The 20430-nt window shown below is 64.9% G+C and carries 22 protein-coding genes; 6 read left to right on the plus strand and 16 right to left on the minus strand.

Translation table 11 applies throughout. The annotated features are described in order from the left end of the window. Nucleotides 1-21 precede the first annotated feature (21 nt). Nucleotides 22-372, plus strand: a complete 351-nt coding sequence (locus tag B4393_RS19800) for a gamma-glutamylcyclotransferase family protein (protein WP_078335525.1) — start codon at nucleotides 22-24, stop codon at nucleotides 370-372. A gap of 451 nt (nucleotides 373-823) precedes the next feature. On the opposite strand, the gene B4393_RS19805 is transcribed toward B4393_RS19800, so the two are convergent. From B4393_RS19805 to B4393_RS19815, 3 genes are read right to left on the minus strand one after another with little or no spacing between them, the layout of a single operon-like run. Continuing rightward, on the minus strand, nucleotides 824-1246 hold the full coding sequence (locus B4393_RS19805; RefSeq protein WP_078335571.1) for a hypothetical protein: 423 nt from the start codon (nucleotides 1244-1246) through the stop codon (nucleotides 824-826). Nucleotides 1247-1251: 5 nt separating this feature from the next. After that, entirely contained in the window at nucleotides 1252-2526 is a 1275-nt protein-coding gene (gene hisS, locus B4393_RS19810; RefSeq protein WP_078335526.1) for a histidine--tRNA ligase, read from the minus strand. Next, nucleotides 2523-3194 (minus strand): MBL fold metallo-hydrolase, encoded by a 672-nt coding sequence (locus B4393_RS19815; protein ID WP_078277959.1) that lies wholly within the window; start codon nucleotides 3192-3194, stop codon nucleotides 2523-2525. The genes hisS and B4393_RS19815 overlap by 4 nt, the downstream gene beginning before the upstream one ends. 112 nt (nucleotides 3195-3306) lie before the next feature. Here B4393_RS19815 and B4393_RS19820 point away from each other — a divergent pair, with 112 nt between their 5' ends. Together B4393_RS19820 and blaMAB are read left to right on the plus strand one after the other, a co-directional pair. Beyond that, a complete protein-coding gene (locus B4393_RS19820) occupies nucleotides 3307-4113 on the plus strand; it encodes a peptidylprolyl isomerase (protein ID WP_078335527.1) in 807 nt (268 codons plus the stop codon). A gap of 1 nt (nucleotide 4114) precedes the next feature. Beyond that, nucleotides 4115-4984, plus strand: coding sequence for an MAB family class A beta-lactamase (blaMAB, locus tag B4393_RS19825; protein ID WP_078335528.1), 870 nt, complete (start codon nucleotides 4115-4117; stop codon nucleotides 4982-4984). Between the two features lie 8 nt (nucleotides 4985-4992). On the opposite strand, the gene B4393_RS19830 is transcribed toward blaMAB, so the two are convergent. The 9 genes from B4393_RS19830 to ruvC all read right to left on the minus strand — a co-directional run bounded on the left by B4393_RS19830 (nucleotide 4993) and on the right by ruvC (nucleotide 15475). Then, nucleotides 4993-7356 (minus strand): RelA/SpoT family protein, encoded by a 2364-nt coding sequence (locus B4393_RS19830; protein ID WP_078277962.1) that lies wholly within the window; start codon nucleotides 7354-7356, stop codon nucleotides 4993-4995. Between the two features lie 30 nt (nucleotides 7357-7386). Continuing rightward, nucleotides 7387-7920 carry an adenine phosphoribosyltransferase gene (locus tag B4393_RS19835; RefSeq protein WP_070939489.1) on the minus strand — a complete coding sequence of 178 codons (534 nt, stop codon included), beginning with the start codon at nucleotides 7918-7920 and terminating at the stop codon, nucleotides 7387-7389. After that, the gene (locus B4393_RS19840; RefSeq protein WP_078335529.1) at nucleotides 7917-9593 is read right to left on the minus strand and encodes an ABC transporter substrate-binding protein; all 1677 of its coding nucleotides are present in this window, start codon (nucleotides 9591-9593) and stop codon (nucleotides 7917-7919) included. The genes B4393_RS19835 and B4393_RS19840 overlap by 4 nt, the downstream gene beginning before the upstream one ends. After that, entirely contained in the window at nucleotides 9593-10846 is a 1254-nt protein-coding gene (secF, locus tag B4393_RS19845; protein ID WP_078335572.1) for a protein translocase subunit SecF, read from the minus strand. The genes B4393_RS19840 and secF overlap by 1 nt, the downstream gene beginning before the upstream one ends. Before the next feature lie 17 nt (nucleotides 10847-10863). Further along, on the minus strand, nucleotides 10864-12645 hold the full coding sequence (secD, locus tag B4393_RS19850; protein ID WP_078335530.1) for a protein translocase subunit SecD: 1782 nt from the start codon (nucleotides 12643-12645) through the stop codon (nucleotides 10864-10866). Nucleotides 12646-12717: 72 nt separating this feature from the next. After that, on the minus strand, nucleotides 12718-13056 hold the full coding sequence (yajC, locus tag B4393_RS19855) for a preprotein translocase subunit YajC (RefSeq protein ID WP_078335573.1): 339 nt from the start codon (nucleotides 13054-13056) through the stop codon (nucleotides 12718-12720). A 145-nt stretch (nucleotides 13057-13201) separates the two neighbouring features. Beyond that, a complete protein-coding gene (gene ruvB / locus B4393_RS19860) occupies nucleotides 13202-14215 on the minus strand; it encodes a Holliday junction branch migration DNA helicase RuvB (protein ID WP_165758493.1) in 1014 nt (337 codons plus the stop codon). Between the two features lie 62 nt (nucleotides 14216-14277). Continuing rightward, a complete protein-coding gene (gene ruvA / locus B4393_RS19865) occupies nucleotides 14278-14886 on the minus strand; it encodes a Holliday junction branch migration protein RuvA (RefSeq protein ID WP_078277966.1) in 609 nt (202 codons plus the stop codon). Nucleotides 14887-14917: 31 nt separating this feature from the next. After that, nucleotides 14918-15475, minus strand: coding sequence for a crossover junction endodeoxyribonuclease RuvC (gene ruvC / locus B4393_RS19870; RefSeq protein WP_070939484.1), 558 nt, complete (start codon nucleotides 15473-15475; stop codon nucleotides 14918-14920). Between the two features lie 120 nt (nucleotides 15476-15595). Between ruvC and B4393_RS19875 the strand changes: the two genes are divergently transcribed. After that, entirely contained in the window at nucleotides 15596-16153 is a 558-nt protein-coding gene (locus tag B4393_RS19875) for a TetR/AcrR family transcriptional regulator (RefSeq protein WP_078335531.1), read from the plus strand. A gap of 16 nt (nucleotides 16154-16169) precedes the next feature. Here B4393_RS19875 and B4393_RS19880 read toward each other — a convergent pair whose 3' ends face one another. After that, nucleotides 16170-16589 (minus strand): hypothetical protein, encoded by a 420-nt coding sequence (locus tag B4393_RS19880; protein WP_078277968.1) that lies wholly within the window; start codon nucleotides 16587-16589, stop codon nucleotides 16170-16172. Nucleotides 16590-16764: 175 nt separating this feature from the next. Between B4393_RS19880 and B4393_RS19885 the strand changes: the two genes are divergently transcribed. Beyond that, a complete protein-coding gene (locus B4393_RS19885) occupies nucleotides 16765-17361 on the plus strand; it encodes a phosphatase PAP2 family protein (protein ID WP_109551261.1) in 597 nt (198 codons plus the stop codon). Nucleotides 17362-17391: 30 nt separating this feature from the next. On the opposite strand, the gene B4393_RS19890 is transcribed toward B4393_RS19885, so the two are convergent. Continuing rightward, nucleotides 17392-18147, minus strand: coding sequence for a YebC/PmpR family DNA-binding transcriptional regulator (locus B4393_RS19890; protein WP_070939480.1), 756 nt, complete (start codon nucleotides 18145-18147; stop codon nucleotides 17392-17394). Nucleotides 18148-18321: 174 nt separating this feature from the next. On the opposite strand from B4393_RS19890, the gene B4393_RS19895 reads away from it, so the two are divergent. Beyond that, a complete protein-coding gene (locus B4393_RS19895; RefSeq protein ID WP_078335532.1) occupies nucleotides 18322-18849 on the plus strand; it encodes a hypothetical protein in 528 nt (175 codons plus the stop codon). A gap of 151 nt (nucleotides 18850-19000) precedes the next feature. On the opposite strand, the gene pdxT is transcribed toward B4393_RS19895, so the two are convergent. Together pdxT and B4393_RS19905 are read right to left on the minus strand one after the other, a co-directional pair. Then, nucleotides 19001-19582 (minus strand): pyridoxal 5'-phosphate synthase glutaminase subunit PdxT, encoded by a 582-nt coding sequence (gene pdxT / locus B4393_RS19900; protein WP_078335533.1) that lies wholly within the window; start codon nucleotides 19580-19582, stop codon nucleotides 19001-19003. Then, nucleotides 19579-20430, minus strand: a complete 852-nt coding sequence (locus tag B4393_RS19905; RefSeq protein WP_078335534.1) for an acyl-CoA thioesterase — start codon at nucleotides 20428-20430, stop codon at nucleotides 19579-19581. Before B4393_RS19905 ends, pdxT begins: the two co-directional genes overlap by 4 nt.

A 20430-nucleotide genomic window follows, 5' to 3' on the forward strand; every position in this document is an offset into this window, starting at 1 on the left:
GCGGCCTGATTGACTTAGGGTGTGACGGATACCGCGACCGAACTCCTGTTTTCCTACGGCACCCTGCAACAGCCCGACGTGCAGCGCACCACCTTCGGGCAGGAGCTCGACGGGCATACCGATGCCATCGTGGGATTCGATCTGGACTACGTGACCATCACCGACCCGCATGTCATCGCGACCAGTGGCAGCGATCGCCATCCCATCCTGCGCCCGTCGGCCGATGCCGCGGCGGAGGTTCCCGGGACGGTTTTCTCCATCACTGCCGAACAGCTCGCCGCTGCCGACGAGTACGAAGTCGAGGACTACCGGCGCATTTCGGTGCCGCTGCGCTCCGGCGCGACGGCCTGGGTCTACGTATTCGCCGGCTGATCGAACATGATCACCTGACGGATGGCCAGCCCGTCGGCACGCTGATCCATTGCCTCGTTGATGTGTCCGAGTTCCATCCCGGGGCGAAATAAGTTTCTCCACAGACAATTTCCCCGCTCGCCACAGTTGCGCACAGCCCGAAATTTTCCGGGACGGCACAGCCGTCCCCTGGTGGCTCCCCACCACGGTGCGCGCTTCCACAGTCGGCGTCAGCGCACAGACGTACCCGCGCCGCCGGGACGGGCAGCCGGTCACCGCACTTCCCGTGTAGGCCCTTGCCCGCCCGGATTATTCAAGTATGGCGGCAGTGACCTTCATCGAGGTCACCGATTCCGTGCCAATGACTCGAATGCTTCATCGATGTCGGCGTCGGTGTGTGCGGCACTGAGGAACCAGTTGTCGTGCTCAAAGCCAGGGGTGCGACAGAGATTTCGAGTCGGGAACTAGTGAGTCACCACTTGCGCAGTGAACAGGTGACCGCGGTCTCCCCATCAGCCTGGGTGGCGAGAGTGCCGTCCACGTAGACCTCGCAGTGGAAGACGGGCGCGCCGGTAACGGCCTTGGCCGCCGCGCTGGCGCTCACGTATGCCCATTGCGTCGGGTCGTTCAGCGAGGTCTCGACAACGAAGGGCGCGTCGGGTGCGATGCGGGTCGAGTTGCGCACCAGGTACTTGCTCGACTCCGAGTCGTACGCAGCCTTGTTCGGCGGCTCGTTCTGCAGGACCAGGGTCTGCGACAGGAAGTCACGATCGGAGCTGATGACGTATTTCACCTGGTGCGGGGCTGCCTCCGCCATCGGGGCCATGGCCATCGACGACAGCGTCAGGGTTGCGGTACTTGCGGTGGCGAGCAGTGCTCCTGTGATACGTCCCATGCCTGTCATATCCGCGATGCTAGCCGCGCCGTTACTTCGCCGACAATCGAACCGATCGACACGGGCTGCTGCACGCCGTCGGCCAGCGTCTTGAGCTCAATGTTTCCCTCAGCGATTTCCCGATCCCCCGCGACGAGTGCAATCGAGGCACCCGAACGGTCCGCACCGCGCATCGCACCCTTGAGTCCGCGGTCTCCGTACGCGATATCGGTGCGAATCCCCGCACTCCGCAGCTGTGCCGCCACCTTCACCAGTACCGATTTGGCATCCTGCCCCAGGGGGACACAGAACACTTCGCAGCGCCCGCCATCTCCCACCGTGACACCCTCGGCGCGCAACGCGAGCAGAGTTCTGTCCACACCGAGCCCAAACCCGATACCCGACAACGACTGTCCGCCGAGCTGCGCCATCAGTCCGTCGTAGCGCCCACCGCCACCGATACCGGATTGGGCGCCCAGCCCGTCGTGCACGAACTCGAAGGTGGTCTTGGTGTAGTAGTCCAGGCCGCGTACCAGACGCGGGCTCACCACGTACTGCACCCCCAGCGCGTCCAAATGACCGAGGACCTGGTCGAAATGGGCCTTGGCTTCCTCGGAGAGGTGGTCGAGCATGAGCGGCGCGTTGGCCGTCATCTCGCGTACCTCGGGTCGCTTGTCGTCGAGCACCCGAATGGGGTTGATACGGGCGCGTTCCCGCGTTGCCTCATCGAGGTCCAGGCCGAAGAGGAATTCTTGCAACAGCTCTCGGTATTGCGGCCGGCAGGAGGCGTCGCCCAACGAGCTGATCTCCAGGCGAAAGCCCGTCAGGCCCAGGGAGCGGTACCCGGCATCGGCAATCGCGATCACCTCGGCGTCCAGCGCCGGATCGTCGACTCCGATGGCCTCCACCCCCACCTGCTGCAGCTGGCGGTAGCGGCCTGCTTGCGGACGCTCATACCGGAAAAAGGGCCCGGCGTAACGAAGTTTCGCCGGAAGCTGGCCGCGGTCCAGTCCGTGCTCGATGACGGCGCGCATCACCGACGCCGTGCCCTCGGGACGCAGCGTCACTGACCGATCACCACGGTCGGCGAAGGTGTACATCTCCTTGCTGACCACATCGGTGGACTCGCCCACACCGCGGGCGAACAGTCCGGTGTCCTCGAAGATCGGCAGCTCGATGTAGCCGTATCCGGCCAGCCGTGCCTGCTCCAGCAGTCCGTCGCGGACGGCCAGGAACTGCGCCGAATCGGGCGGTGTGTAATCCGGAATGCCCTTGGGGGCACTAAAGGTCTTTTCGCTCACTGGATTTCCTCGAGGAATGGGTTGGCGCGCCGCTCATCGCCGATGCTCGTGGCGTTGCCATGGCCTGGCAGCACGACAGTGGAGTCGTCGCGGGTCAGCAGTTTGGCTGCGATCGAGTCGAGCAGCTGCTGGTGGTTTCCGCCGGGTAGATCGGTGCGCCCGATCGACATCTGGAAGAGCGTGTCGCCGCTGAACACCACGTCGATGGGTCCGTTGTCGCTGTCCACTTCGATACCGAAGACGACGGAGCCGCGAGTGTGCCCCGGCGTGTGATCGACGGTGAGCGTGATCCCGGCGAGCTCGAGTTTGTCGCCGTCACCGATCTCGACGAGCTCCTTGGGCTCGGTGAATTCCTGGCCTTGAATGAACTGGCCCAGCCCCGGGCCGATCCCGGCGAGCGGGTCGGCGAGCATCGCTCGGTCGTCGGGATGGATGTAGACGGGAATCCCGTATTCGTCGGCAAGCGGCTGCGCCGTCCAGGTGTGATCCAGATGCCCGTGCGTCAGCAGCACGGCCGCGGGAGTGAGGTCGCGTTCGGCGAGGATCTCCTTGACGCCGGGGATGGCGTCCTGGCCTGGGTCGACAATGACGGCAGGGCCGCCCTCATGAGGCGCCACGATGTAGCAGTTCGTGGCGAACATGCCCGCGGGAAATCCGGTGATCAGCACCCGACCAGCTTAGGCGGCGGGTCCTGCACCTTCTCTCAGGTGTGGCTGGCACACTCTCTGGCGACCTAGATTCTTCATTGATTCTTCAACGGAAGCCCTAGAAGGAGAGACGGTGCCGACCAACGAGCAGCGACGTCAGACTGCCAAGCGCAAGCTGGAGCGACAGCTGGAAAACCGTGCCGAACGCGCCCGCAAGCAGCGGATCTGGGCGATCAGCGGTGTCGCGGTCGTCGCCGTCGTAGCCGCGGTAGCCATTACCGCGTGGTTCGCCGTCAACAAGGGCGATAAGCCGACCGCCCAGGCTGCGCCTGCCCCGTCGGCCGGCGAGGTCGAATGCACGTATCCGGCCGCCGGTTCGGCCGCAAAGAAGGTGGACCCGCCGCGCTCGGGCAAGATCCCCAACACCCCCGCGCAGATCAGCATGAGCATGAAGACCAACCAGGGCAACATCGGTCTGGAACTGGATAACGCGCGGGCCACCTGCACCGTCAACAGCTTCGTCAGCCTGGCCCAGAAGGGGTTCTTCGACAACACCACCTGTCATCGCATCACCGGCGGCGGCCAGCTTTCGGTCCTGCAGTGCGGTGATCCCACCGGGACCGGCACAGGCGGCCCCGGCTACCAGTTCACTGACGAGTACCCGGTGACACCGGGCGATTCGAGCAGCAGCCCCATCGACTATCCGGCCGGCACGCTGGCCATGGCCAACTCGGGGCCCAATACCAACGGCAGTCAGTTCTTCATGGTGTACGCCGACTCGAAGTTGCCGCCGAACTACACCAAATTCGGCACCATCGACAAGACCGGCCTGGACACCCTGGCCAAGATCGCCAAGAACGGCATCAAGCCGGGCGCACGTGGCTCGAGCGACGGCGAGCCTGCCCAGGAAGTGAAGATCATCGACCTGCAGCTCGACTGACATGATCTCGCGTCGCGCGGTGCTCGTCGGTGGTCTCTCGGCAGTCGGTGTGGCGGCCGTCGGTTGTTCACGCGCCGACGACCGCCAACAGAAATCGACCGAACTGGCCTCGCTGGAAAAAGATTTCGGTGGGCGCCTCGGCGTGCACGCATTGGACACCGGGTCCGGTGACACGCTGAGCCACCGGACCAATGAACGTTTCATCATGTGCTCGACGGTGAAGACGTTCATCGTGTCGGCCATCTTGCACCGTCGCCTCAGCGAACCGGGCCTGTTGGACAAGCGAATTCAGTACACGCAGGCCGACATCATGGAGTGGGCGCCCATCGCTTCCCAGCACGTTGGCGAGGGCATGACTATTGCGGAGTTGTGCGATGCGACGATCCGCTACAGCGACAACACCGGCGCCAATCTGCTGATCGCCGAGCTCGGCGGCCCGAAGGAGACGGAGAAATACGTCCGAAGCTTGGGCGACAACGTTTCTCGCATGGATCGCCTCGAGGAGGATTTGAACATCCCCGACGGCGATTTGGACACCTCGACGCCATTGCAGCTGGCGACCAATCTGCGCAGGCTGGCCCTCGACGAAGGGTTGGATGCGCAGGGGCGCGATCTGCTCACCGACTGGTTGAAGCGCAACACGACCGGTGACCAGTCGGTCCGCGCCGGAGTTCCCGCCGGATGGACTGTCGGCGACAAGACCGGCGGCGGGTTCAAGGGTGAAACCAACGACATCGCGGTGATCTGGCCGCCGGGACGTGCGCCGATTGTCGTTGCGGTGCTGGCGATTCCTGACGATCCGAAGTCTACGAAAGGTAAGCCGACCATCGCCGCGGCCACCCGGATCGCGCTCAAGGCATTCAACGCCTAACCGCGCGGTTAGGCGGCGCTGGTCACCCGGTACACGTCGTAGACACCCTCGACATTGCGCACCACGTTGAGGACATGGCCGAGATGCTTGGGGTCGCCCATCTCAAAGGTGAACCGGCTGATGGCAACTCGATCGTTTGAGGTGGTCACCGAGGCCGACAAGATGTTCACTCGTTCATCGGCCAAGGCCCGGGTCACATCGGAGAGCAGCCGGTGCCGGTCCAGCGCCTCGACCTGGATGGCCACCAAGAACACAGAGGACGCCGATGGCGCCCAGTGCACCTCGATGATCCGTTCCGACTGCTGCTGCAGCGATTCGGCATTGGTGCAGTCGGTGCGGTGCACACTGACCCCCCCGCCGCGGGTGACGAACCCGAGAATCTGGTCCCCCGGTACCGGGGTGCAGCACTTGGCAAGCTTGGTCAACACGCCCGGCGCCCCGGGCACCGCCACCCCGACATCCTCGGAACGCCGCTGCCGGATAGGCATGGTCGACGGGGTGGAGCGTTCCGCCAGCTCCTCCTCGGCGCTGTCCACGCCACCGAGCTGCGCGACAAGACGCTGTACCACGTGCCGGGCCGAGACATGTCCCTCGCCGACCGCGGTGTAGAGCTGTGACGTGTCCTGGTAGCGCAGCTCTCGGGCCAACGAGGCCATGCCCTCGCCATTGACCAAGCGCTGCAACGGAAGACCACCGCGGCGCACCTCACGCGCGATGGCATCCTTACCGGCCTCGAGCGCCTCTTCGCGGCGTTCCTTGGCGAACCACTGGCGGATCTTGGCCTTGGCGCGCGGCGACACCACAAAGGTCTGCCAGTCCCGCGAAGGTCCGGCGTTGGCGGCCTTGGAGGTGAAAACCTCCACCACTTCCCCGTTTTCGAGCTTGCGTTCCAGTGCCACCAACCGGCCGTTGACACGTGCACCGATGCAACGGTGACCCACCTCGGTGTGCACCGCGTAGGCGAAGTCCACCGGTGTCGATCCGGCGGGCAGGGTGATGACGTCGCCCTTGGGTGTGAATACGAAGATCTCCTGCACCGCCAGGTCGTAGCGCAGCGACTCCAGGAACTCGCCGGGGTCGGCCGCCTCACGCTGCCAGTCGAGCAGCTGACGCATCCACGCCATGTCGTCGATCTCGGCGGCGGCATGGGTGGGCGGAACCGCGTTGCGGCCCTTGGCCTCCTTGTATCGCCAGTGCGCGGCGATGCCGTATTCGGCAGTGCGGTGCATATCCCGAGTGCGGATCTGCACTTCCAGAGGCTTGCCCTCCGGACCGACCACCGTGGTGTGCAAGGACTGGTAGACGCCGAACCGTGGTTGGGCGATGTAGTCCTTGAATCGGCCCGCCATGGGCTGCCACAGCGAGTGCACCACGCCGACAGCGGCGTAACAGTCGCGAATCTCGTCGCACAAGATGCGCACACCCACCAAGTCGTGGATATCGTCGAAGTCGCGACCCTTGACTATCATCTTCTGGTAGATCGACCAATAATGCTTGGGACGCCCCTCAACGGTGGCGCTGATGCGCGAACCATTGAGGGTCGCAACGATTTCCGCACGCACCTTGGCCAGATAGGTATCGCGCGACGGTGCCCGGTCTGCCACCAGGCGCACGATCTCTTCGTACTTCTTGGGGTGCAGGATCGCGAAGGACAGGTCTTCGAGCTCCCACTTGACGGTGGCCATACCCAGCCGGTGCGCCAGCGGGGCAATCACTTCCAGCGTCTCGCGGGCCTTGCGGGCCTGTTTCTCGGGCGGCAGGAACCGCATGGTGCGCATGTTGTGCAGCCGATCGGCCACCTTGATGACGAGCACCCGCGGATCGCGCGCCATGGCGATGATCATCTTGCGAATGGTTTCGCCTTCGGCGGCGTTGCCCAGCACCACCTTGTCGAGCTTGGTCACACCGTCCACGAGGTGGGCCACCTCGGTGCCGAATTCGACGGTCAGCTGCTCCAGGCTGTAGCCGGTGTCTTCGACGGTGTCGTGCAGGATCGCGGCTACCAGCGTGGTGGTATCCATGCCCAGCTCGGCCAGGATGTTCGCCACGGCGACCGGATGGGTGATGTAGGGATCACCCGACTTGCGGAATTGTTCGGCGTGCCGGCTTTCTGCCACCTCGTAGGCACGCTGCAGCACCGCCCGGTCGGCCTTGGGGTAGAACTCACGATGGACGGAGATGAGCGGTTCGAGGACCGGGCTGACTCCGCTGCGCTGCGCGGTCATCCGCCGTGCCAGCCGCGCCCGCACCCGGCGCGATGCGCTCATGGTGCCGCTTGCCCGCAGAGACTCGGTTACCGGACCGGGATCGTTCAGGGCAGGCAGGGATTCGACCGCGACCTGATTCTCGCTGGGCACGTGCTCGTCAGCCACGGTTCACCTCCTACCGCAATAGATTATCTCTCAGATCGCGCGCAGCGCAGTTAATGGCAGCGGCGCCACGGCCGCACGGCCACCCAGATCCGACAATTCCAGCACCACACCCGCACTGATCACTTCGGCTCCGGCCGTGCTCAGCAGCCTCGCGGTTGCCGCCAGCGTTCCCCCGGTGGCCAGCACATCGTCGATGATCGCCACCCGATGGCCGGCGAGTTGCACCCCGTCAGCGGGGATCTCCAGCGCCGCGGAGCCGTACTCAAGCTTGTAGGTCTGCGAATGCACCGGCGGTGGCAACTTCCCAGCCTTGCGCACTGCCAGCACGCCCACGCCGAGCCGGATCGCCACGGCGGCCCCGAGCAGAAAGCCACGCGCATCGATCCCGGCGATGAGCGTGGCGCCCGACGCCGCCTCCGCCAATGCGTCGGTGACGCGCGACAGTCCGTCGGCGTCCGCGAACAGCGGCGTCAGGTCCTTGAACTGCACCCCGGGTTCGGGGAAGTCGGCGACCTTCCGGGTGAGCCTGTCGATGAGCGCCGTGACGGCGTCCGCAGATGTCATGCGGGAAGCACCCAACGATCCATGTTCCAGCCCGCACCCCATCGGGTGACGCTCGGTGTGGCGGCGTACATCGACTTCGGCGCAATCAACACACGCGGCTGCCGGTACAACGGCAGCGTCGGCAGGTCGTTCCACAGGATCGCCGAGGCGTCACCGAGCAGCCGGCTCTGGTCCTTGGCATTGGTGGTCACCGCCAGCGCGGCAATGATGCCGTCGATCTGACCGTTGGCGTAGTTCGCCGGGTTCTTTCCTTCGCGTGAACGCAGCGCATACGCATCCATGAGCCATGAACCGGTCGACCCGCTTCCGGGAGCACCACCGATCGAGCTGAGCAACGCATCAACCTGGTTGTCCCGCAACGAGTGTGGCCCGATCTCGGGAGAGCTGACGTCCTGCACGGTGATCCCGGCGGGTTCGCAGGCCTGCGCCATGGCGGACACGATCGCCGCGCGACGCGGATTGGGCGCCTGATATCCCACGCGGAGTATCAACGGGTGGTTGGCGGCGGCGGCACGGGCCGCGATCGGGTCCGAGTGCATGAACCGTCCCGCCTCGGCGGCTGCCTCCACCGATGCGAACGAGTCCCCGATACTGCTATCCAGCCGCGCGTTCATCACCGGCACTCCGGCGATTCCCGCGATGGCATCGCGCGGCGTGCACAAGGCGACGGCGCGGCGCAGATCGGGAGCTCCGACCGATCCGCCGGCACCGAAGATGAGCTGCTCCACACCCGAACCGGGCTCCTCGGTGCGTACGAAGCCATCGGGGGCGGTGAGGGTCCCGGCCGATCCGGCGGCGACGTCGACCACCTCCAGATCACCGTCGGACAGCCGCTTTTGCACGTCGATCCCGCTCGGCCACACGGTGACCCGCTTGGTCACCGGCGGGTTGCCCCACCACTTGTCATTGGCGACGAGCACCACGGATCCGTCGTCGTTGTACCCGTCGAGTTTGTAGGGACCCGACGACGGGAACTTCGCCAGGTCCAGATCGGACCCGAGGTTCCACTGGTTGTTCCAGAAATCGGCGATCTTCTGCAGCGTCGGCACATCGTTGGCGGCGATGGCACCGATCAGATCGATGTTCCCACCCAGCTTGTCGGCGATCACGTGCCACGGCAACATCGTTGTGGCAGTGAACAACTGCGTCCAGTCGGTGAAGGCGCGATCGGGCGCGAAGGTGACCCGGGCGGTCTTCTGCCCTGGCTTGCAGTCAACCGTGGAGATATCGGCGTATCCCGCCGTGCTCGCGGCATCGAAATCAGGCAGCCTGCCGGATTGCGCGAACCAGGACAGCACCATGTCTTCGCAGGTCACTGGCTTGCCGTCAGAGTAGACGGCCTTTTCGTTGATGGTGTAGTCGAGCACCAGCGGTATCCGGCCCACGACCTCGACGGAGCCGAAGTCGTGGTCGGCGATCACCTGACCGTCCGGTCCATGGAAGCCGAAACCGGTGAGCACACGGTTGAACGCCTGCGCTCCGGCCGAGGCGTTACCCGCGACGCTATTGACGTTGTACGTGGTGAGGCGACCGTCGACGGCGTAGTCCAGCGTTTTCGCCGCCGAGGTCCAACAGGAGGTCAATAGTCCCGTCGCGAGCAGCACCGTGGTCGCGATGGCGCCGATACGCGCGATTCGTCTTGCCCCGGCCCGTGCTGGAACCCGTGAATCCATCAGTGCCGCCGTGCGTTTCGCTTACCTTGAGGGCGGGCACCAGGCCTGGGTTTGGCGGGACGCACTGCGGTGGTGGCGGCATCGGATGTCGCCGACGTCGCCACTGTGGCGGCCTTGCGTGCCGAACCCGTGTCGGCCAGAGGTGCGGCGTCGGGCCTGCGGCGGCTGAGCACCTTCTTGGTGTGGCCCGCAACCAGATCCGTGCGCTCACGCAGCGCCACCAGTAGCGGTGTCGCGAAGAAGATCGACGAATACGTGCCCACCAGGATGCCGACCAGCTGAACCAGTGCCAGGTCTTTCAGCGTGCCGACACCCAGCAGCCAGATGGCGACCACGATGAGCGAGAGCACCGGGATGGCCGAGATGAGGCTGGTGTTGATGGAACGCATGAAGGTCTGGTTCACGGCCAGGTTGGCGTGTTCGGCGAACGTGCGCCGCGAGGTGTGCTGGAAGCCGTGGGTGTTCTCCTCCACCTTGTCGAACACGATCACGGTGTCGTACAAGGAGAATCCAAGAATGGTCAGCAGACCGATCACCGTCGCCGGGGTAACCTCGAAGCCCACCAGCGAGTACACACCCGCGGTGACCAGTAGATCGAAAACCAGCGCGGCCAGCGCGGCCAGCGACATGTAACGCTCATAGCGCACGGCGATGTAGATGCCGGCGAGCACCAGGAACACGCCCAGTGCCCAGAGCGCCTTGTTGGTGATCTGGCTGCCCCAGGTCCCGGACACCGTGGAATCGCTGATGGCGTTGATGGACGGCTTACCGTCCGGCCCCTTCGGCGCGAACTTGTCGAAAAGCGCCTTGTGAAGCTTGGCGGATTCGTCGTTGTCGAGTGTCTCCGTGCGGATCTGAATCGAGGCGGTGGCCCCGCTGCCGGTGATGACCACCGATTCGGCGTCGCGACCCAGCGCCTGGCTGAAAACGTCCTCGGCCTGCTGGACGGTGGCCTCGCCCTTCGGGAACGACACCTTGGTGCCGCCCTTGAAGTCGATGCCGAACGCAAACCAGTTGATGGCGATCGACACAATCGCGATGACCATGAAGGCACCACTGATGCCGAACCACAGCTTGCGCTTACCGACGACGTCAACGGCGCCGGTACCGGTGTACAGGCGATACAGGAAGCCGTGTTCCGGTGCGGGGCTGCCGGTTTCAACCGCAGTCGACGTGGGTTCTTTCGCGGTGCTTTCCGCGGCTTCGGTGGTGTCGTCCACGACGTCCTTGTCGGTGCCGTTTCCGTTGCTCACTGTGCCGTTGCTAGTGCTCATGCGTGTGCTGCCGCCTTACGTTCGCGGGCAATCTGCTGGACCGCGCCGAGCCCGTTGTACGCGGGCTTGGACAGGGTCGCGGACTTCGAGGACAGATAGACAAGCGGCCACGTCACCAGGAAGACCACCACGACATCCAGGATGGTGGTGAGCCCCAGGGTGAAGGCGAAGCCCTTCACCTGTCCGATGGCCAAGACGTAGAGCACCACGGCAGCCAACAGGGTCACCGCGTTGCCCGACAGGATGGTCTTACGGGCACGCGCCCAACCGCGCGGCACCGCCGAACGGTAGGAACGGCCTTCTCGTATCTCGTCTTTGATGCGTTCGAAGAACACCACGAACGAGTCGGCGGTGGTACCGATACCGATGATCAGACCGGCGATACCCGCGAGATCGAGGGTGTACGAGATGTATCTGCCCAGCAGAACCAGGATCGCGAAGACCATGGCCCCGGACGCCACCAGGGACAGTGCGGTCAGCAGGCCCAGCACCCGGTAGTAGATCAGCGAGTACAGCAGCACGATCGCCAATCCGATGCCACCGGCGATCAAACCGGCCTTGAGCGAGGTTAATCCGAGTGTGGCCGAAACGGTTTCGGCATCGGATGACTCGAACGAGAGCGGCAATGAGCCGTACTTGAGTGCGGCGGCGAGTTGCTTGGCCGAAGCCGACGTGAACTGGCCACTGATCTCGGTCTTGCCACCGGGGATGGGCTCACGAATCGCCGGCGCACTGATCACCTTGGAGTCCAACGTGAATGCGGTTTGGGTGCCCTGCTGCCAGTGCGCGGAGGTGTAGTCGGCCCAGACCTTCGCACCGGTGGGCTTGAATTCCATGCTCACCACGTAGATGCCGCGCTGCTGATCCAGACCCGAGCTGGCGTCCTTGATCTCCTCGCCGCTGATGATCGACTTGTCCAGCAGGTAGGCGGCTTTTCCGCCCTGGCTGTCGTCACCGCAGGTGACCAGCGGCAAGTTCGGGTCGTCGTTACCGGCGAGGGGGTCGTCGGGGTCGTAGCAGCGTGAGGACTGCACCTGAAGAGCCAGCATCTGAATCCGCGGGTCCTCGCTCTGCCTGATCTGCTTCTCAAAGTCGATCAGCTGCTTGCGTTCCTCACCGCTGCCCGGCTTCGGCGGCAGATCGGCGGGAGGAGCGGGAGCCGCTGTGGCATTCGGCGTCGCCGGCTGCGTCGCCGGAGGAGGTGGCGGCGGCGTTGGCGGCGTGGTCGTCTGCGCCGGATAAGGCCGTGGCTGCGGTTTCGGCGACGGTGGCGCGGCAGGCGGAGTGGACTTTCCTGCGCCGGGTCCCGGCGGCGTTGCCTCGGTCCCCGGAGCCGGCTGACGTCCCTGAGGCGCGCCTGCGCCCGCACCGGGCCCTGCCGGGCTTTCCTTGGGCTGCGCCGGCACTGCCTGCACCACGGGCCGGATGTAGAGCTTGGCGGTCTGACCGAGGTTGCGGGCCTCGCTGCCGTCGTTGCCGGGCACGGTGATGACGAGGTTGTCACCGTCGATGATGACCTCGGACCCGGATACACCGAGACCGTTGACGCGCGCGTTGATGATCTGCTGCGCCTGCGTCAACGCTTCCTTGGTCGGCTTGGAACCGTCAGGGGTGCGGGCGGTGAGGGTGACGCGGGTTCCGCCCTGCAGATCGATACCGAGCTTGGGTTTGGGCTGCTTGTCGCCGGTCAGGAACACCAGCAGGTAGGCGCCGATGAGCAGCACCAGGAAGGCAGCCAGGTAGCGCATGGGATGCACAGGGGCCGATGGCGAGGCCACGTCTCCGGTCTCCTTGCTTGTCGAGGGCGGGTCGGGGGGCTTTCAGGAATTGAGGAGCACAGGCGAAAGCCGCTACTCCTTGGTCAGCTCGACCCCGCTGCTCTCGACCTCGCGTGAGGTCTCCTCGTCGGCGTCTGTACCGTCTTCGACCTGGTCCACGATCTTGTCGCGGATGGCGAGCTTCATCCAGCGGGTCACAACACCCGGCGCGATCTCCAGATCCACCGTGTCGTCATTGACGTCGGTGATGGTGCCCTGCAGGCCAGAGGTGGTGTGCACCCGGTCGCCGATCGTCAAAGACTCATGCAACTCGATGGTGGCGTCGAGAGCCTTGCGCTGCCGCCGGTTCGCGAAGAAGAGGAATGCGCCCATAACGAGGATGAGCGGCAAGAAGACGATGATCGATTCCATGGCGGCTTTCGGGGTTCTTTCCGTTTGGTTCTTCACGAGGTGGAGCGCGGTCAGCGTGAAATGAGCACGCGACAAGTCACCAGTGTGCCATCCGACTCTGTGGAATCGACGCGAACCCCGTGCCCGCCGGGGCTCTAGTGGCCCGTCATTCGAACAGCCCGGCCTGCCCGAGCAGCTGCGGCGGCGGGGTCAGACCCAGGTGGGTCCACGCCAACGGTGTCGCCACTCGTCCGCGTGGTGTGCGCGCAAGCATCCCGGCGCGCACCAGGAACGGCTCACACACCTCTTCCACGGTGGTCGACTCCTCCCCGACCGCCACCGCCAACGTCGACAGGCCGACCGGGCCGCCGCCGAAACTACGGGTCAGTGCCGAGAGAACCGCCCGGTCCAGGCGGTCCAGTCCCAGCTCATCGACGTCGTACACGGCCAGGGCGGACTTGGCGACGTCCACGGTGATCACACCGTCCGCGCGCACTTCTGCGTAATCACGGACCCGGCGCAGCAACCGGTTGGCAATACGCGGTGTGCCGCGTGACCGCCGCGCGATCTCCGTTCCGGCGTCGGCTCCCAGCTCGATACCGAGGATGCCCGCCGAACGAGCCAACACGAGTTCGAGCTCGTCGGGCTCGTAGAAGTCCATGTGGGCGGTAAAACCGAACCGGTCGCGCAGTGGCCCGGTCAGCGATCCCGATCGTGTTGTGGCACCCACCAGCGTGAACGGCGCCACGTCCAACGGGATGGAGGTCGCGCCGGGCCCCTTGCCGACGACGACGTCGACCCGGAAGTCCTCCATGGCCAGATACAGCATTTCCTCGGCGGGTCGGGCGATGCGGTGGATCTCGTCGATGAACAGCACGTCGTGTTCAACCAGGTTGCTCAGCATCGCCGCCAGGTCGCCGGCCCGTTCCAAGGCCGGACCGGAGGTGACCCGCAGCGAGGAGCCCAGTTCGGCGGCGATGATCATGGCCAGGGAGGTCTTTCCCAATCCGGGCGGGCCCGACAACAGGATGTGATCCGGGGTGCCGCCGCGATTCTTGGCGCCGGAGAGCACCAGGTCCAGCTGCTCCCGTACGCGCGGCTGACCGATGAACTCGCGCAGCGATTTCGGGCGCAGCCCCGCGTCCACGTCGTTCTCCCCGACGGTGAGGGCACCGGACATGGGGGCGTCGTCGAAACCGTCGTCCTCGCCACTGTCGAGGTCGCCGAACTCGTCGTAAGAACTCATCGTGTCTTACCCAGCAGCCCCAACGCCGATCGCAGCACGCCGGAAACATCCGTGGACGCTTCGCCCCGATCATCTTGGGCCAGAACGGTATCGGTGGCTTGCTCGGCTTGTTTGGCAGCGAACCCGAGACCGATGAGCGCCTCGATGACCTGGGTGCGCACCAGCGACGCGGTGCCGCGGCCCAGCTCGGTGGATCCGCCGGGCGCAACTGCCACCTTCTCACGCAACTCCAGCACCAGGCGCTCGGCGCCGCGCTTACCGATGCCGGGCACACGGGTCAGCGCGGCGACATCCCCGTCGGCCAACGCCTGCCGCAGGGTGGGCGCGTCGTAGACCGCAAGGGTGGCCATGGCGATCTTGGGCCCCACGCCGGAGACACCGAGCAGCGTCAGGAACAGGTCGCGGGCGTCGGTGTCGGTGAAGCCATAGAGCGTCATCGAATCTTCTCGGACGATCATCGCGGTGATCAGCCGCATCTGGGTGCCGCGCCGCAACGTCGAGAGCGTCGCAGGGGTGGCGTTGACGCGGTATCCCACCCCGGCAGCCTCGATCACCACGTGATCGAGCGCGATGTCGATGACCTCGCCGTTGACCGATGCAATCACGCCGCACTCCGTTCTTCGCGCCGGCCGGCCATCACCGAACCGCCGCTTTCATCCGCGCCGCGAAGGCCTTCCGTTGCGCTTCCGCCGCCGCTTCCGCTTTGGCCATTCTCGCCAGCATGGGCGCACGCCAGCAGTGACAGATTGCCAGGGCCAGTGCATCGGCGGCGTCGGCGGGCTTCGGTGCAGTCTGCAGGTTGAGGATGCGGGTGACCATTGCGGTCACTTGGGATTTATCTGCCCGCCCGTTGCCGGTGACTGCCGCCTTGACCTCCGACGGCGTGTGGAAATACACCTCGATCCCCCGTTTGGCGGCACAGAGCGCGATCACCCCGCCGGCTTGAGCGGTGCCCATCACAGTGGACACGTTCTGCTGAGCGAAGACGCGCTCGATGGCGATCACATCGGGGCGATGGGTATCCATCCAGTGTTCGACGACCTCGCTGATCGCTAGAAGCCGTTGCGGCAGAGCTTGATTGGCGGGGGTGCGCACGACATCGACATCCAGAGCCACCACCTTGCGGCCCGAAGATGCCTCAACCATGGACAGACCGCACCGAGTAAGACCCGGGTCGACTCCCATTACTCGCACGTGCTAGCCCTCTCGCTGTAGAACAGTTGTTCGATCAGCATATCGAGGTGCCCGAGCCATCGGGCGAGCAACACGCGAGGGCACTGCAAATGTCAACACTCGTTGGCCTAAGCTCAGCGCATGCCCCCCGAACCTCGGCGATCGGACGCCACCCGCGCGGCCATCCTCGAGGCTGCTCAGGAGCAGTTCGCCAGCGTCGGCTACGAGAAGGCCACCATCCGAGCCATCGCGGCAACCGCCGGCATCGACCCATCACTGGTCATGCGGTACTACGGCAACAAGGGCAAGTTGTTCGCGGCCGCCGCCAACTTCGATCTATGCCTCCCCGAACTGGGCGACGTACCCCACAAGGAACTGGGCACAGTCATTGTTCAGCACTTCCTGGAGCGCTGGGAGGTGGACGACACCATGGTGGCGCTGCTGCGCGCCGCGGTATCCAACGAAGAGGCCAGACTGCGCATGGTCGAGATCTTCACCGACCAGTCGCTCCCCGCATTCGAAGCGCTCTTGGCCGATCACGCCGCGGAGCGGGCCGCGCTGATCGGCGCACAGATGATCGGATTTGCCGTCTGCCGCTACATTCTGCGGCTCAGCCCCGTCATCGACATGACGCACCAGGACATCGTGAATTGGATGGCGCCGATCATTCAGCACTACGTCGACACTCCGGCGCCCTAGCACGCGCTCAGCGCGGTCAGGACCGAACCTTCAACGCCCCGTGCTCGTCGACCACCGCGAAGTAGAGGGCGCTCATCACCACAAACACCGCGGTCCAGATCAGCAGGCCCACCGAGTTCACGGCGAACGCCTCGCCCAGCAGGATGGCGACGACGCCGGTGACCAGTGGGCTGCGCACATGTCGACTGCCCGGCTGATCGAAGAGTGCGACGGTGCGGGTCACCAGGAACAAGCCCGCGCCGATCAGCAGGGTGCCGATCACGGTTGCCGTCATCGACATCTGATCCGACATCCAGGAGGGCACTTCGACGCCCACTCCATAGAGGATGACCAGTGGAACCAGGACCGCCACGGTGAACGGCAGTGCGAGAACGGCGCGCGTGGTGCGCCATAGGGTTGTCGATTCAGGCGCCGGGGCGACGGTTTGTGTGGCCATGACGGGCCTCCCCTCACTTTTGTGGATCTCTTAGATGTACGCCTGCCTGACATACGCTGTCAACACTTGTTGACCAACAGTCGTTGACATCACAGTAACGACGCTCAGTGACGTTTGATTCCCGTCGGCCGGCACGATTCGGGGTCTACGTCTGCCGCCGATTACTGTCGTCGGAGTGTCTGCCGGAAAACTGCCCAGCGAGAAAACGATTCAGTGGTGGCCGCCCCTTGGCGTCATCGCGATGCTGGTGCTCGGATTCTCCGTCGGGAAGGGTTCAACACCTTTCGACACGCGGTTTTTCGATGTGACCCAGGTCGTATTCGGGGTGCAGCCGCGCTGGCTGCTGTTCTTCACCGACTGGGAGTTTCTTGTTCCGGTGCTCGTGGTGTGCCTCGGGTTCGAGCTGTATCGACGGCACTGGCGGGTCGCCGCTGTCGTGCTCGCATGCCCGTTCGTGGCGAATTGGACCACTCAAGGCACCAAAATGCTGGTTGGCCGCGAGAAGGGCAGCGGTTACCTCGCCTACCCCAGCGGCCACACCACCTTCGTCGTGGCCGTCATGGGGATGCTGGTGCTCGTCGCCGGCGGAGCTCTATGGGCATACATCGTCGCCGGGATCATCAGCACACTCGGACTGCTCGGACAGGTCGCCTGCGGGTACCACTACGTCACCGACACCATTGGTGCGGTGCTCGTCACCACCGCCGTGGTGGTGTTGGCGTTCTGGGCCGCCGGGGTAACGGAGACGAAGACGCCCGTCGGCGTGGACTAGCGCGCCAACGCGATTGGTCGGCGAGCACGGTCAGTCTTCGTCGAGCGCCGCCAGCACCTCGTCAGACAAGTCCACGTTGGTGTAGACGTTCTGCACGTCGTCGCTGTCCTCCAGCGCGTCGACGAGCTTGAACACCTTGCGCGCGGTGTCGACGTCGGCCGGAACGGTCACCGACGGCTGGAAGCTGGCTTCCGCCGAGTCGTAATCGATGCCGGCATCCTGCAGCGCCTGACGCACCGCGACCAGGTCGGTGGGCTCGGAGACGACTTCGAAGCTCTCGCCGAGGTCGTTGACCTCCTCGGCACCCGCCTCCAGCACGGCCGTCAGCACGTCGTCCTCCGACAGGCTCCCCTTCTCCAGGGTGACCATGCCCTTGCGCGAGAACAGGTAGGACACCGAACCCGGGTCGGCCATGCTGCCGCCGTTGCGGGTCATCGCGACGCGGACCTCACCGGCGGCGCGGTTGCGGTTATCGGTCAAGCATTCGACAAGCACCGCAACACCATTGGGGCCATAGCCTTCGTACATGATGGTCTGCCAGTCGGCACCACCGGCCTCTTCACCGGCGCCGCGCTTGCGGGCCCGCTCGATGTTGTCGTTGGGCACCGAGGTCTTCTTGGCCTTCTGGATGGCGTCGTAGAGCGTCGGGTTACCAGCCGGATCTCCGCCGCCGGTACGTGCGGCGACCTCGATGTTCTTGATCAGCTTGGCGAACTCTTTGCCACGGCGCGCGTCTTTGACGGCCTTCTGATGCTTGGTGGTGGCCCACTTGGAATGGCCGCTCATGTACCCCTGTACCTCTTTCGTCGTCCTTTGCGCTGCCCGAGTGTACTCGCGAGTGCCGGACGGCCAGTGCTTCCGGGAGTGCCAACTCCGAAATTGACGACGTTTTTCGGCCGCAAACCGTCGCGCGACTCAGCCTGGGCAGCAGGTCGGCGGCAGGAACATAGGGTGAACTGCATGACCGTACTGGTGGAAGACCCGATCATCGACACGGTGCTGGACCGCTACGCGGCCATGATCGGCGACAGCCTCACCGATTACCGCAATCATCTCTATCGGGGCATGAACTACCAGCTGCGGCTTCTCGGCATGACCGAGGCTCCGCCCGAGATCGCGTTGGCGTGGGCGACGCACGATATCGGCATCTGGACCGCCGGAACCTGGGACTATCTGGATCCGTCGGTCACGCTGGCCGAGCAGTTGGCACCCGAATTCGGGATTACCGACGCCAGTCGGGTCAAGGCGATGGTGGCCGACCACCACAAGCTGAGGTCGGCCGAGGACCTATGGGTCGAGATGTTTCGGTTGGGCGACCGGGTCGATGCGTTCCACGGGCTGTACGCCTGGACCGGACTGGAGCGTTCGGATGTACGCGAGGTCGTAGAGGCGTTGCCGTACGGCGGATTTCACGGATTCTTGTTGCGGACGGCCGGAAAGTGGACGCTCAAGCACCCGCTGCGACCGATGCCCATGCTGCGCTGGTGATGTACAGCGTGTCGGATCTTCCGGCGCCTCATCTGCCGACGCGTCAAGATCGCCGATCAGCTGGAAGACACCACCCACCAGTGCCCACCTCTATGCGACAAAACACCGTACGCCCAGTTTGTCGCATAGAGGTGGGCACTCGCCGCAACTATCAGGACGCGCGCACCATGTCGACGAACAGCTCGTGCACCCGACGGTCGCCGGTCACCTCGGGGTGAAACGCCGTCGCCAGCGCGCTCCCCTGCCTTACCGCAACCGGGTGCCCCTGAGCGCTGGCCAGCACCTCGACATCGTCACCGACGCGTTCCACCCACGGCGCCCGGATGAACACCGCATGCATCGCATCGCCAAGCCCGGCAAAATCCAGATCACCTTCGAAAGAATCCACCTGGCGCCCGAATGCGTTGCGCCGCACCGTCATATCGATGGCACCGAGCGCGACCGCGTCCGGGCGGGTATCCAATATCTCGCTGGCCAGCAGGATCATGCCGGCACACGAGCCGTAGACCGGCAGCCCATCACGCAGGCGTTCGGTTAGCGGGTCCAACAGTTCGAACACGCGCAGCAAATTGCTCATCGTGGTCGACTCGCCGCCGGGAATGACCAGCCCGTCCACCTTCCCGAGTTCCTCGGGACGGCGCACACCCAATACGCCTGCGCCCGAATCTTTCAGGGCAGCAACATGTTCCCTGACATCGCCCTGCAACGCCAGCACACCAACGAGAGGGCTCACGCCATATTCCCTCGGGCTACCGACGCCTCTTCGGGGTTGCGCTCGATGCGGGTAAGTCCCTCCTGCACCACCGCAGCCACCATGGTTCGGTCGCGATTGAAGATGCGGCCCTGCGTCAGCGCCCGACCGAACCCGGCCGACGGCGACGTCTCGTCGTACAGCATCCACTCGTCGGCACGGAAGGGCCGCAGGAACCACAGCGCATGATCCAGCGATGCGGTCTGCAGCACCGTATCCCGGTGCGGCACCTTCGACGAGCTCAGCAGCGTCAGGTCGCTCATGTACGCCAGCGCGCAGATGTGCAGCACCGGGTCATCGGGCAGATGCTTGCGGCAGCGGAACCACACCCTCTGCTGGGCGGCCAGCCGCGGGTTCCTGTCCATGAGCTCGTCGGGCACGATCCGGATGTCCCACTCGGCGAACTGCCGGAACAGGTCACGGTTGAACGAGTCCTGGTCCTGCGCATCCGGCAGATCCTCGGGATCGGGCACCGGCGGCATCAGGTCCTGATGTTCGATACCGCTATCGAGCGTCTGGAACGACGCCGACATGCTGAAAATCGCTTGTCCGTCCTGGATTGCGGTGACGCGCCGGGTGCAGAACGACCTGCCATCGCGGACCCGGTCCACAAGAAACACGGTGGGCTCGTTGGGATTTCCGGGCCGCAGGAAGTATCCGTGCAACGAGTGAACGAGATACTGCGGTTCCACGGTACGAACCGCTGAGACCAGCGACTGCCCGGCGACCTGTCCACCGAAAGTCCGACGAAGATTGCTGGGGGTCACATTGCCCCGGAAGATGTCCTTCTCGAGCTGTTCGAGAGTGAGGATCTCCTCGATATCGGCCAT

It is taken from the genome of Mycobacteroides franklinii, assembly GCF_002013895.1.
GTDB lineage: Bacteria > Actinomycetota > Actinomycetes > Mycobacteriales > Mycobacteriaceae > Mycobacterium > Mycobacterium franklinii.